This window comes from Acinetobacter chengduensis (genome assembly GCF_003664645.1).
Taxonomy (GTDB): domain Bacteria; phylum Pseudomonadota; class Gammaproteobacteria; order Pseudomonadales; family Moraxellaceae; genus Acinetobacter; species Acinetobacter chengduensis.
On the sequence record NZ_RCHC01000002.1, the window covers coordinates 1 to 13,711 of the forward strand.

13 protein-coding genes and 1 pseudogene are annotated in these 13,711 nt (G+C 40.7%); 13 read left to right on the top strand and 1 reads right to left on the bottom strand.

Annotated features, from left to right (window positions below):
- Positions 1-345: 345 nt before the first annotated feature.
- From D9K81_RS01645 to D9K81_RS01695, 10 genes and pseudogenes are all read left to right on the top strand, one after another.
- Complete coding sequence (locus D9K81_RS01645; RefSeq protein ID WP_120373957.1) at positions 346-1,011, top strand: RluA family pseudouridine synthase; 666 nt, start codon at positions 346-348, stop codon at positions 1,009-1,011.
- A 206-nt stretch (positions 1,012-1,217) separates the two neighbouring features.
- The gene (locus D9K81_RS01650) at positions 1,218-1,601 is read left to right on the top strand and encodes a ribonuclease E inhibitor RraB (protein ID WP_120373956.1); all 384 of its coding nucleotides are present in this window, start codon (positions 1,218-1,220) and stop codon (positions 1,599-1,601) included.
- A 287-nt stretch (positions 1,602-1,888) separates the two neighbouring features.
- The gene (locus D9K81_RS01655; RefSeq protein ID WP_120373955.1) at positions 1,889-2,335 is read left to right on the top strand and encodes an SRPBCC family protein; all 447 of its coding nucleotides are present in this window, start codon (positions 1,889-1,891) and stop codon (positions 2,333-2,335) included.
- 217 nt (positions 2,336-2,552) lie between these two features.
- Complete coding sequence (locus D9K81_RS01665; RefSeq protein ID WP_120373953.1) at positions 2,553-2,897, top strand: zinc ribbon domain-containing protein YjdM; 345 nt, start codon at positions 2,553-2,555, stop codon at positions 2,895-2,897.
- A 142-nt stretch (positions 2,898-3,039) separates the two neighbouring features.
- Positions 3,040-3,408, top strand: coding sequence for a 5-carboxymethyl-2-hydroxymuconate Delta-isomerase (locus D9K81_RS01670; protein WP_120373952.1), 369 nt, complete (start codon positions 3,040-3,042; stop codon positions 3,406-3,408).
- A 165-nt stretch (positions 3,409-3,573) separates the two neighbouring features.
- Positions 3,574-3,909 carry a YegP family protein gene (locus D9K81_RS01675; protein WP_120373951.1) on the top strand — a complete coding sequence of 112 codons (336 nt, stop codon included), beginning with the start codon at positions 3,574-3,576 and terminating at the stop codon, positions 3,907-3,909.
- A gap of 181 nt (positions 3,910-4,090) precedes the next feature.
- Complete coding sequence (locus D9K81_RS01680; RefSeq protein WP_171406852.1) at positions 4,091-4,744, top strand: DUF2939 domain-containing protein; 654 nt, start codon at positions 4,091-4,093, stop codon at positions 4,742-4,744.
- Between the two features lie 59 nt (positions 4,745-4,803).
- Positions 4,804-5,250 (top strand): YybH family protein, encoded by a 447-nt coding sequence (locus tag D9K81_RS01685; protein WP_120373949.1) that lies wholly within the window; start codon positions 4,804-4,806, stop codon positions 5,248-5,250.
- A 187-nt stretch (positions 5,251-5,437) separates the two neighbouring features.
- Positions 5,438-7,870 (top strand): AI-2E family transporter, encoded by a 2,433-nt coding sequence (locus D9K81_RS01690; protein ID WP_120373948.1) that lies wholly within the window; start codon positions 5,438-5,440, stop codon positions 7,868-7,870.
- Positions 7,871-8,012: 142 nt separating this feature from the next.
- Positions 8,013-9,014: pseudogene (locus D9K81_RS01695) on the top strand (DUF1176 domain-containing protein).
- Positions 9,015-9,063: 49 nt separating this feature from the next.
- On the opposite strand, the gene D9K81_RS01700 reads toward D9K81_RS01695, so the two are convergent.
- Positions 9,064-9,831, bottom strand: a complete 768-nt coding sequence (locus tag D9K81_RS01700; RefSeq protein WP_120373947.1) for a hydroxymethylpyrimidine/phosphomethylpyrimidine kinase — start codon at positions 9,829-9,831, stop codon at positions 9,064-9,066.
- Between the two features lie 100 nt (positions 9,832-9,931).
- On the opposite strand from D9K81_RS01700, the gene D9K81_RS01705 reads away from it, so the two are divergent.
- The 3 genes from D9K81_RS01705 (at position 9,932) to D9K81_RS01715 (ending at position 13,549) form a co-directional block, all read left to right on the top strand.
- A complete protein-coding gene (locus D9K81_RS01705) occupies positions 9,932-10,600 on the top strand; it encodes an HAD-IA family hydrolase (RefSeq protein WP_120373946.1) in 669 nt (222 codons plus the stop codon).
- A gap of 182 nt (positions 10,601-10,782) precedes the next feature.
- A complete protein-coding gene (locus D9K81_RS01710) occupies positions 10,783-11,967 on the top strand; it encodes a low temperature requirement protein A (protein ID WP_120373945.1) in 1,185 nt (394 codons plus the stop codon).
- 301 nt (positions 11,968-12,268) lie between these two features.
- Positions 12,269-13,549, top strand: a complete 1,281-nt coding sequence (locus tag D9K81_RS01715; RefSeq protein ID WP_120373944.1) for a carbohydrate porin — start codon at positions 12,269-12,271, stop codon at positions 13,547-13,549.
- The last annotated feature ends 162 nt before the right edge of the window (positions 13,550-13,711 follow it).

Genomic DNA, 13,711 nt, shown 5'->3' on the forward strand with positions numbered 1-13,711 from the left:
ACACCACCCTCAAAATTCAAGTGATAACCAAATAAAAATAAACAATTAAAAAAAGATGATGCCAAACATAATCAGCAAAAAAAGCTTTCAATAAAAAATACATTTCAAACGAATCTCATTCGCTCGAACATATCTTCTAGTTTGTGTTGTCATACACATGAAGAGGAACTTTTAATGTCAGTTATATTATTCATACCTGAGCCATATTTTCGTACACAGTAATCCCGAATGTGACAAATGAGTTGTGGCAAATGAGTTTTGCCAGCTGAACCATACGCGGATGATTGACACACCGCATTGCAGTTGATATTTTGCGCCCGAACCTGCTCCAAATGCTGTAGCCTCATGCCTGCCGACGAAAAATTTGTATATATGCCTCCCCAAGGACCGCTTCAGATTGTGTATGAAGATGATGATTTGGTGATTATTGATAAACCTGCGGAATTATTGTCTGTGCCAGGGCGCTTACCTGAGCATCATGACAGTGCTTATTTACGCGTATTGGCCTTATATCCACATGCCAAAATTACCCATCGTTTAGATATGGCAACATCGGGCATTTTAATGTTTGCTAAACATCGCGATGCAGAGGTAGCGGTCAGTAAAATGTTTCAAGCCCGTACAGTACGGAAAAATTATATTGCTTTGGTGCAAGGTGAACTCACAGGTGAGGGCAGTATTAATGAGCCTCTAATTACCGACTGGGAAAACCGACCGCGTCAAATGGTGCATTATGAATTGGGCAAGCCAGCACAAACTTTATATGAGGCTGTAGATTATGATGCCAGCCAAGATATTAGCCGTGTACGACTAACACCTATTACTGGGCGCTCACATCAATTGCGGGTGCATTTGATGAGTATTGGACATCCTATTACAGGTGATCGGCTTTATCATCCAAACCCAGATTGGAGTCCACTCAATCGTATGGCTTTGCATGCAAGCTATTTGGCTTTTAAACAGCCCTTAAGTGGAGAACAACTCGAAATTCAAGGGGTTGTGCCTTTTTAAGATGTTTGGGTTTTAAGTTAGAGTCGGTTTAAAAAACCTAGATTGAACATATCGAAAATACAAAACAGCGCCCAGTCAGGTCTTTATGAGCACAAATCTGTGCTAAAGATGGTGCTAGGCATTGTTTTTTAAATAAATCGCCAAATTGCAATAAAAATCGGCTACTTTATATCGAGAACCCATGACAATCATAAAAGGATTCGAATATGTCGCGCGATTACAAACAATACCCAGACGATGACAATGGCAACGTACTGTGGCAAATGCAAGAAGATGGTGATGACTTAACGGAAGCGCATGAAATTGAATATTCAATTGCGTTTAGCAGTGAAGAAAAAGCAGATCAGTGCGCAATTTATCTACTCAAAGAAGAACAAAAAATTAGCTTATTTGAAGATGAAGATACCGCTGAGTGGGTGATCACCATTTATGTATATATGGAACCTGAATATTCCGATATTGTGGATTTAGAAGAATGGTTTAGCAAAATTGCAGCCCAGTTTGAAGGCGAATATGACGGCTGGGGCTGTATGGCTTATATTTATGACGATGAAGACTTCGATCCAGAAGAAGAATTCAATAAACAATAACAATATAAAATTAAATTTCAAAAGGGCCTAATCAATGAGATTGGGCTTTTTTATTTGCTCCTAAAACGATTTGATAGGACAAAATAGAGGTACTCATTTTAAGCTAGTATCAACAGCATTGGTCTAAGCTATAACGATCATCTCTAATACTGTGCGGATGTAGACGTAACAGACTTGATCTGATGTATTGAACGCGTTATATCTGTTGCTCGGAAAACGAATAATACAATAAAGAATGTAGATCGTGGTTGATTGAAAAAAATACAACAACAATAAGGAATATGCACATGAGTCATAAAGTTCATTTACAACGGATATTTACAGCACCACCTGAGCGCGTATTTCGTGCATTTACTGACCCAGCTGCTTTAGTCAAATGGATGGCACCTCATGGTTTTATTGCCAAAGTCGAACATGCGGATATACGTACTGGGGGCAGTTATCGGATGTCTTTTACCAACTTTTCTACGGGTTCAAGTCATGCCTTTCATGGTCGTTATCATGAGGTCATTAAAAATCAGCTGTTGCGGTATAGCGATGTTTTTGATGCCGAAGAGTTGGCTGGTGAAATTGAGGTGATTGTGCAATTAAAAGAAGTGTCTGTAGGTACAGAAGTCACGATTGTGCAACAGGGACTTCCTGACGTAATCCCACCAGATGCATGCCATCTGGGTTGGCAAGAATCCTTGCAGTTGCTGTCTTTTTTAGTGAATCCGTCTATTCCAGACCAATAATGTTAAGGTGCATTGCGACTTTTATTCTGTCTATAATTTGATTCGCCGAGTTTCCTGATATGTCGGGCGAATCTAATTTTGTAGAGTGCGCGCCGATTTAAAAAATAGTTAAATAACCATAATTTTTGTATGTCTTTTAAGCTTCCTGTTATAGTGGCTTTTTTTGGCATGTGTTGTGCCGTTTTTTTGTGTTTTGTCCACATTTTTTGAGGTTGTTATGACTTTACCCCATTGCCCAAAATGTCAATCTGAATATACCTATGAAGATGGCGATCTATTGATTTGCCCAGAATGCTCACATGAATGGCGTGCAGGCGAGCAAGACGCGACAGAAGTTGAGGTTGTCATTAAAGATGCAAATGGCAATGTTTTAGCGGATGGCGATGCTGTAACTGTGATTAAGGATCTTAAAATTAAGGGATCATCTTCTGTTGTGAAGGTGGGCACTAAAGTAAAAAGCATCCGTTTATTACCAGAAGCTTCTGATGGCCATGATATTGATTGTAAAGTGGATGGAATTGGCGCGATTAAACTAAAATCTGAATATGTCAAAAAAGTCTGAATTGCAGATTGATGGTTGTTGAGCAGATGTTAATCATCTGCTTCCAATATGCGAGGACTTAAAACCTGTTTAGAAGATGAATGCATGCGCTGTAGTCGGGGATCAGGCATAATTTGTTTTTACTTTGTTGGGACGCCAAGCTATGCCTCATATTCATGTTGAATATTCTAACAATATTAAAAATATTGATGCCAAACAGGTGCTCAAGGCTTTAAATCAATGTTTATTTGAGACGGGTCATGTGAGCTCGGCTTTGGACATTAAAAGCCGTGCGGTATGCCAACAGGACTGGCTGATTGGATTAGAGCCTGATGAGACCCAAGCCTATGTGCATATTAAATTGTCATTATTAAGTGGTAGAAGCATTGAAACCCAAGCAGAGATTTCTGCGAAGCTCTTGCAGGCCTTGCAACAGGCACTACCTACTGAGCCAAATATGACTGTGCAAATGTGTGTTGAAGTATTAGAGATGAGCAAAACCACTTACAGTAAACAGCTGGTTCAAGCTTAAATTCAAATAGCGCTTTTCAGCGCTATTTTTAATGCTGTTATACACGCCTAGGTATTTTTAAAATCATTCATTTTTTTTAGTTTATGGCATTTATTTAGCGTTTTAAATAAGGTATGTTGATTAAAATGTGATCTAAAAATAGTCAATAATAACAAGAGGTGTAGTATGGCGGGTTGGTATGAATTATCGCTTGCAAGTGACGGTCAATTTCGCTTTGTACTTAAAGCAGGAAATGGCGAACCAATCTTAACGAGTGAGCTCTATAAAGCAAAAGCATCGGCACACAATGGCATTGAGTCTGTGCAAAAAAACTGTACTGATGATCAACGCTATGATCGATTGGAGGCTAAAAATGGCAAGCCATATTTCAATTTAAAAGCTGCCAATCATCAAATTATTGGGACGAGTCAATTTTATGCCAGTGAGCAATCGCGTGAAAAGGGCATTGAGTCGGTCAAAACCAATGGTGTTTCAACCGTGGTGAAAGATATGACTAGCTAAAGCCTAAGCTTTCATTCTCAAAGACTCAAAGCTTTGCTTCTAACTGAGTATGTTTGACGCTAGCGTAATGAAGTCAAATCATGAAAGCTTGATGGCCTTTGCAAAGAAAAAAGTGAAAAACATGAAAGTACCTAGGCACATTTGGCCTAGGTCTTTTGTATATGGAATGAATATAAGCGTCATGAAAGTATTGAAATACAGTTTTTTTGTGGGATTAGGCTTAGCCATACTGGCTTATATTATTTCACCTTATTGGGTGTTGTATCGTATTCAGCAAGCCTATGAACATAATCAGGCAGGTAAAATATCCCAATACATTGATTATGATGCTGTGAAGGTGAGCTTAAAACCCCAGTTAGAACAACGCTTTCAGCACTATATGGGGGGTGATGCACTGCCCCCAAGTTTACAGAAATGGCAAGTTAAACTCAGCCACACATTTTCAGACTATGCCCTTGATATGGTGCTCAACCCACAGACAATGATGCTTTTGATGCAGGGAAAAACCTTGTCTGACTTGATTCAAAAGCAGGATTTATTGGGCGCAAAATCTGTGTTAGGGTCTGCGCAACAAGTATGGCATGAAGCCCAGTCTATACAAGATATAGAGAAACAAGGTCTGCATGCACTGAGTACAGTAGATGAGCGAGCACAAGTGCCAAATGCGATTGAGCAAGCTCGAAGCCGACCACAGGCACACTATACAGGCTGGAATCGTTTTGAAGTGATTGTACCACATGAGGCAGAACCGAATATGCAGGCAGAAAAAAGTACGCGGTTTATCATGCAACGTCGTGGGCTCAGCTGGAAAATTATAGCAGTGCAATTGCCTTAAATTCAGATTGAGCGTTTTAAAGCGAAGCCAAAGAGAAGAACTATTCACAGGACAAAATAATGAGTTATCCAGTCAAAATTCATGGTGAGCAACAGGCTGGATTAGAAATTCAAAAATTTTTGTCCGCTTGGGATCATGTGGTATGCCAGCTAGATATTCAGCTCATTGTGGGCTATTGCACTGCCGATGTTTGTTTCTTTGATACCAGTAGTCAAACCAACGGTATTTTGGCCTATCAGGCTTTATGGCAACGATATAGCAGTGTGTTCCAATCTAACATTCGGGTTTTTCGTCGAGATGTACTTATTCATGCCACTGAAAGCATGGGTTTTATCAGTTGCTATTCTAAAGTAGATCGAAATGATGGAATTAAAACCCCAGAAATTCCATGGTGTCGTTCAACATTGGCAGTACGAAAAACTGCACAGGGCTGGAAAATTCAGCATCAACATATTTCTTTGCCTGTGGATTTTGCTACACAGCGGGCCATTCCTTTACATTTTTAAGTATAAATATGTGCTTGTAGGTCGGATGGCCTATGATTTAAAGCCTGTATGATCAGCACGTCACAATAAAGACTTCAATCACATTGACGTGTAGCTAAACGTTGCAAATCATTACATGATTATCGTACGCAGTGTTTGATGTTCGGCCTAAATTAATAAGAAGAATTCATGGTTCAGGACGAAGACAATGGATCATAACAACAAAAATAGCACCCATAGGCCGTATCAACCACAGCCGAAAAACTACCAGACGATGGGCGAGATAAACTCCCCAGTTGCAACAGTTCCATCCAGTCTACAAAAAATTATCAGCATCACCACGGGTTTTATTATTAGTGCGTTGGTCATTGCCGCCTTGTACTGGGGTAAAGATATTCTTATTCCTTTGGCGTTGGCGATTTTGCTGGCATTTTTAGTTGATCCCTTGGTCATGCGACTCAGAAAAAGAGGCCTTCCTCAATGGCTGTCCATTGCATTGGTGATTACTTTGGTCTTAGGTGTACTTTCAGGTGCTGCGACATATTTGGGTTATCAACTGGGGCAATTAAGTCAGGAATTGCCCCAATATCATGGCACCATACAAAAAAAATTAAACTCAGTACGGCAGTATTCGCAAGGTCCGAGCGTGTGGGATGGGGCTAAAAATACCTTAGATACTATAGAAGGCTCTATTGATAAAACCATACCCGAAAAGCCTGATCCAAGTGTGCAGAAAGTTAAAGTGATTGGGCAGGAGCAAAGTACAGCAGAGGCAGCGCTAGAATGGAGTGATCGAGTCCTCAATCCATTGGCAACCGCGGGTATTGTGTTTTTATTCGTGATTCTTATTTTAATTAATCGTAAAGATTTACATGACCGTTTTTTAAAGCTTTTGGGCGGTAATTTAAATATTGGTACTGATGCTCTCGATGAAACCGCGAATAGAATCGGAACCTATTTAAGGATGCAATTAACCGTCAATTTAACTTATGGCATTCCGATGGCGGCAGGGCTGTGGTTTATTGGCGTACCTGCGGCCATTATGTGGGGAATGGTTGCTGTGGTGATGCGCTTTGTGCCTTATGTCGGCCCCATGATTTCGGCGATTTTTCCGATTACTTTAGCCTTTGCTGTAGACCCTGGTTGGAATATGGTGCTGTGGACGATTGGCTTGATTTTGGTGCTGGAGCTTATTAGTAATAATATTATTGAACCATGGCTGTATGGTGAAAGTACGGGACTGTCTACACTGGCCATTATTTTGGCAGCGACCTTTTGGACCACCTTATGGGGGCCGATTGGTTTAATTCTATCAACACCCTTAACCGCCTGCTTATTGGTTCTGTCTAACTATGTACCTGCACTAAGTTTTTTAAAAATTCTGTTGGGTAGTGAGTCTGCTTTGGCGCCGTATGAGCGATTTTATCAGCGCTTGGTTGCAGACGATGTGCAAGATGCCATGGATGTGGCGAATGGCTATATTCAACAGCAGTTGCCTAAAAAGCCCACCTCAGAGCAACGGGTGCGTCGGGTATATCAATTTTATGATCAGGTGGCGATTCCTGCGATTCGATTTTTTTCCAAAGGCCATAACACAGAAGTGAGTGCAGAACACCGCTTACGTTTACATTTGGGCTTAAAACAATTTAATCATCATTTTCAGCAAAGCTATGAAGTTGCACATTCTCAAGCATTGCCTGAAGTTTGGTGTGCTGGCGCACGCTGGGAAATCGACGTGCAAGTGTCCGACATGCTGGCGCATAGCTTGAACCTAAAACAGATTCCCGCACAGGCATATTCTGAGGTATTAATTCAGCATCATACAGACACGTTGACTACGTTAGATACGGCACTTAAGATCATCTGTATTTCTATATTTCATACTGCGCCTGAGGCGCAGGTACGCTTGTTGACGCATCTTATACGTGAGCAACATCCAGATAAAAAGCTGATTTTTGCCTTATGGAGTTGTGATGATGTACAACAATTAGATCAGATCAAAGCCCAGTTTGATGTCGATGCCGTGGTCAATAACCTAAATGATTTATTGCTCAGTATTGATGCTTTAAGGCTACGCCAAGGTGAAAAATGGTTAGATGAACCTGACCCAGAACTTGAAGAAAAACGCGTGCAAGCATTAGAGGAGCTTGGTGCTTTTGATGAGCAGAATCTAAGTATTTATAGCCAATACATAGAAGAAGCCAGACAAGCTTTTGATGTGAAATATGCACAAATTTCATGGGTTAAGCAGGAATGGGTGTATACGCCTGCCAGCCCATTAGCACAGGATGTGGCAGACCCGATGAAAGCACGGCAATCTAAACATGATTCGATTTGCAGTCATTTGGTCTATCAAAATGAAAATTTGATGATAGAAGATTTACAGCGAGACCCACGCTTTGCTCATTTGCCCGAGTTATTACATAACCGTATTCGGTTTTATGCTGGTGTGGTATTACGTAACAGTGAAGGAACTGCACTCGGTAGTTTTTGTATATTGGATCGACAACCGAAAAAACTTACTGAAGATGATATGAGCCTATTACAAGGTTTGGCGAATGATTTAATTAAAGTCTTGAGCGATGAACGTACGCGGGTTAAAAAATTAAATGAATTAGAGCACTTAAGCGATTCACCCTAAACAGAGGTGTGCTCGGCAGTAAATGCTTTGCACTGGTGTTTCAACTCAAACGGTTTTAACATGCAAATAAGATAAATTTAGAGCCAAAGGAATGGAAAAAAATAAATTTATCATCCAATGCTGGACAGGTTTAAGCATAGTGATGTGTAGTGCCTTGGGGCATGCACAAATTGAAGGCCAATATTTTGCGCACAAAGACTGGGAAGTTGCATGTGACAATACGGGCACGTGTCGTGTTGCGGGTTATCAAGCAGCGCAACAGTCAGCAATTATTTCGGTGTTGCTACAACGTGCAGCAGGTGCACAAAGTAAACTGAGTGCACGTGTAAAAATAGATACGACAGCATTGGATGGTGCGCAAAACACCTTGCAGTTTTATAAAGATGGCAAACCGCAAGGCTTAATTAACTTAAATCCAAAAACGGGTGAAGGTGCGTTAAATGCAGGTCAAACAGTGCAGTTGTTGACTGCTCTACAGGGTACAAAGCCTGTACTGTGGGTAAATGGCCAACAGCGGTGGCAATTGTCGGTCGATGGTGCGAGTGCTGTGCTATTGCGGATGGATGATTTTCAGCGCCGTATAGGTACAACATCTGCAACGCTACGTAAAGGAAAGAGCACTTCAGAGCAGGTGCTTAAAGCACAAGATATTCCAAAACTGAACATTCAGCATTATCAAAAAGGTGTGCAAAGTCGTTATCATGCGCGTTCACAAACGGCAAAGTAGTTATACGTTCGACTTAAACAACAGACCAAAGCGTCTGATTGCCCTTTAATATTTGAACAAAACTTTATGGAAGAAGATCGGGTGATTGCTTATCCAATTAATGGGCAACATCTATTGCTGGAAATTCCTTGTTGGCGAGCTACTTATAACTATGGCAACGGTTATTGGTTGATGGACCGTAACTTGAAACAGGTCAAGCAAGTGGCGACCTATTCGGGAAATAGTTTTAGTGAAGGGCAGATTTTTTCGAACCAACGTGGGCGTGGTATAGCCGATTGTAACAGCATCAACGAATGGGCTTGGAATGGCACTCGCTTTGTACACAGCTACCAAGCACGAACCGAACAATGTAAAGGCTTTCTTGGTGGTGCATGGTCTATGCCAACCTTAATCATGCATGTACAACAGGGCTTTTAAAGCTTGGTTAGCGCATGTAAAAAGCCCTGAATGATTCAGGGCTTTTTGTTTAAAAACGTTTAGGAATCTTTTGTCCACCCTCAACAGGAGACTCGGCATTTTTTAACACGCCAAATAACCATGTTTCGGCATGCTGTACCGCATTTTTCAATGCATCACCTTGTGCCAAACGACCCGCAATAAAGCTCGCCAATGAGCAGCCAGAACCGTGGTACTCACCTTCTAAGCGTGGGCAACGTGTTTCTGAAATTAATTCACCATGAATATATAAGGCATTACGAATATATTCGGGTGTATCTTCATGGCCACCTTTCACAAGTACAGCTTGTGCACCCATGGCAAAAAGTTTTTGCGTTGCATGCTCTAAATCATTTTCACCTGTAAGCGCACGTAGCTCAACTGTATTTGGGGTAATCAAGCTTGCCAATGGAATCAGCTCGGCAAAAGCTTTGACCAAAGTTTCTTGATTACCTAAAGAGCCACCACTGTTTGCAACTAATACAGGATCTAATACATATTGATAGTCTGGATGTTGCTGTAAAAATTCAGCAAGCGCTGCAATGTTATCGGTTGTGCCTAACATCCCAGATTTTACACAGCGAATAGGAAGATCATTGACCACGGCATTGGCCTGTGCAAGGAGCAATGCTTTAGGAGTAGCTTCAAAACCAAAAACCTGTTGTGAGTTTTGAATGGTGAGCGCGGTACAGGCAATGGCAGCATGTGCACCACTTTGGCCAATCGCTTCAATGTCTGCTTGAAGCCCGGCACCGCCAGAAGGGTCGAGGCCTGAAAAACATAGCACTGTAGGGCGCACAAGGATATCCTTCATTGAATAAATATGCGTTAGTATAGGCAACTTTGAAAAAACACTCGAGTGCATTTTTACTCTGCGTAAATCAAGCCAAGGAATACCTGTGATTAAAAATATTTTGATAGATTTGGATGGAACACTCACAGACCCAAAAGTGGGTATTACGACTTGTGCACGTTATGGTTTGGCTAAAGTTGGGCATCCGATTGCAGATGATATGAATATTGACTGGATTATCGGTCCACCTTTAAAAGCATCGCTGGCAAAAATTTTAAATGTTGCTCCGGAAGATGATCTTGCTGAGCAGGCGTTGCTGGGCTATCGAGAGCGTTTTTCTGTGACGGGATTATTTGAAAATCAAGTTTATGAGGGCGTGGCCCAAACGTTACAGGCACTTAAAAATCAGGGTTTTCAGCTATTTGTTGCTACAGCAAAACCAACCATATATGCAAAACAGATTTTAGAGCACTTTCACTTGGCTCAATATTTTAAAGTTATTTATGGTAGTGAGCTGAGCGGTGAGCGTACAAATAAGGGAGATTTAATAGCCTATATTTTGCAACAAGAGCAACTTAAGCCAAGCGAATGTATGATGGTAGGTGATCGTGAATATGACATATTGGGCGCGCGTCGAAATGGAATTGAAACGATTGCAGTGACCTATGGTTATGGTTCTATAGAAGAGCTGGCGCAAGCACAGCCTAAAGCTCAGATTGAGTCTTTTGATGATTTAATGCCACTCATTTCAATCTTAGGTCGTCAATCTGCTTAATAAGTATTTGCATTTTTTATTCTCAGATTAACAGAGCGCATTTGTATTGACAGTTTAATTTTGAATGCAGAAATTAGCCCAATCTCTGCATTCATTCTCATGTAATTTTGTAAGCTTGGCTTGTATCTAAGGGCTGAATTTGAAAAAATTTGCAGAATTAAATAAAGAATAATTCTGCATTCATGACAAATCCAATTATATCTCCCAGCACGTGGTTAAAACCGCTCTCCCCGAGAGATCCTCACGAAAAGCACCGTGTTGCGACCTCGCTCGAATTACTCTTTGATTTGATCTTTGTTGTTGCGATTGCGACAGCAGGGCAACAGCTTCATCATGCGATTGTTGAAAACCATTTATGGCATGGTTTAGAGCTTTATTTGATGGTGTTCTTCGCACTGTGGTGGGCATGGATGAACTTTAGTTGGTTCGCTTCTGCTTATGATAATGACGATGCCTTTTACCGCATAGTGACTTTTGTACAAATTATAGGTTCATTGGTCATTGCTGCAGGCATTCCGAGTGCATTTCAGCAACAAGACTTTGACGTGATTATTATTGGCTATGCCATTATGCGCTTGGGACTCGTCACACAGTGGTTTAGGGTGGCAAAGCATGATACTGAACGGCGTAAAACTGCATTACGTTATGCGAGCGGTATTATTGTAGTGCAGTTGGGCTGGTTATTTTTCCATTTTTCGCCTGTCAATTTCACGGGCTATTTGTTTATTTTATTGGTGAGTGCGGAGCTATGCGTACCTATATTTGCAGAAGCAGCCAGCCGTACGCCGTGGCATGCGCATCATATTGCTGAGCGTTACTCATTACTCACTATTATTGTGTTGGGCGAATCTATTGTGGGGTGTTCAATTGCCATGACAGATGCGTTAACCAATCAACGCTTTAGTACTGAGTTGATCTTTCTGATGATTGGTGGATTGGTCATGATGTTTACCATGTGGTGGGCATATTTTGACAGTGAAATTGCTGAGCGTTTAAATAGCCGAAAAATGGCTTTTGCATGGGGTTATGGGCATTTCTTTGTGTTTATTAGTATTGCAGCTTTAGGTGCAAGCTTGGCCGCTGCTGTAGATGTGGTGTCACATGAAGCCTTAATTAGCTCCATGCGTGAAAGCTATTTTGTGGCATTTTGTTTGGTTCTATATACCACCAGTTTGTATGTATTGCATGAGGCACATCATCAGGTTGGGTTTAAAAAGCTATTGTATCCACTCACAGTTGTGATTGTACTGGCTATTCCACAGTGTATTGAGCCTGCTGGCTATGCCATATTCGCAATGGCTATCGCCTATGCGTTGCGCTTAATTTTAGCGAAAAGTTTCATCGCAACTGCGAAAGTTCAAGGTTGATTTAAGCAAGCTTTTCGAATCATGAAAAATAAAAGTCCTGCCTAGGCAGGACTTTTTACATAAATAGAATTGAATAGTTAGTAAATTTCATGATTAAGATTTTATTCATCTTTTTTAAATTTTTATATATTTATAATTTTTATTTAAAAATCATTAACTTAATTTTGAATATTAATAAATAAAACCATACGAATTTTACAAAAATACACTAAAATTTATACTTTTTAAATATTAGTTACATTAATAAAATATAAAAGGAGTACTATAAATATACATAAATTGTGATGTAGGTACTATTTTAATGAATATTCATCCAATAAATAAGGCTGTATATGCTACTTTAGTCGCTTTTTTATTTTCTAATTCAGTTGTTTATGCAGCAGATGCATTTAACCCAGAAAGCCAATGGATGTTTGGCGATTGGAATGGTCAGCGAACCGAACTACAAAAAAAAGGTTATGACTTTAGCTTTGGCTATACTGGTGAAATGGCGACTTTGCTCGATGCAAAAAAATCATCAGACCATGGAACCGAATACGCTGATCAATTCGCGTTAGGCGCTCACCTCGATTTAGAAAAAATCGCAGGCTGGAAAGATACAGAAGCACAAATTACCGTGACACAGCGTAATGGGCGAAATCTTTCAAATACTTCCGATGCACTCAGTGGGCATTTGAGCTCTGCTCAAGAAGTGTGGGGCCGTGGTCAAACATGGCGTCTGACCGATTTTTGGATTAAGAAAAAATTCTTAGACCAAAAATTGGATGTGAAAGTGGGTCGTTTTGGCGAAGGTGAAGACTTTAATAGTTTTGACTGTGATTTTCAAAACCTTGCATTGTGTGGTTCTCAAGTCGGAAACTGGGTTGGGGATCAGTGGTACAACTGGCCTGTCAGTCAGTGGGCGGCTCGTGTTAAATATAACATTCGTCCAGATGTCTTTGCTCAAGTCGGGGTTTATGAATACAACCCAGAAAACTTAGAACGTGGTAAAGGCTGGAATTTAAGTACAGATGGTTCACATGGCAGCATAATCCCTGCAGAAGTGGTTTGGTCACCCAAAATTGGCGCGTCCAAACTTCCTGGTGAATACCGTGCGGGCTATTACTACAGCACCGCTGATGCCGATGTAATTAATACTTCTGTCAAACAACAAGATCATCATCAAGGTGGCTGGGTGGTTGCAAAGCAACAACTGACTGCACATAAAGATGATGCATCACGTGGCTTAAGCGGTTTTGTAAATATTACAGTTCACGACTCAGACACCAACAATGTCAGCAATATGCAAAATATCGGTTTGGTGTACAAAGGCGCATTTGATGCTCGACCAAAGGATGAAATTGCGATTGGCTTGGGCCGTATCAGCATTAATGATGATGTGAATGATGCCAGAATTGCCAACAACACTGTAGATGCTCGTGGATTACAAAGCGAAGAGTATGACGCAGAAATTTATTACGGTTTTCATGCCACAAATTGGTTAACGATTCGCCCGAATGTCCAATATGTACACCATGTCGGTGCATATAAAAATGGCGAAAATGCTTGGATTGGCGGTATTAAATTTAATACTGCATTTTAGTGAAAGTTCTTAGTTGCAAATGCACTCTTGATTCTTCTAACACTTTGATGCATTCATAATTAATTAGTGCATGTTGATGGTGATCACTGCATTTGGAACTAAGAATAACAAGGTGCCAGAGGATTCCTCATCCACTGGCTTTTTATAGAATCTTTTTATAGG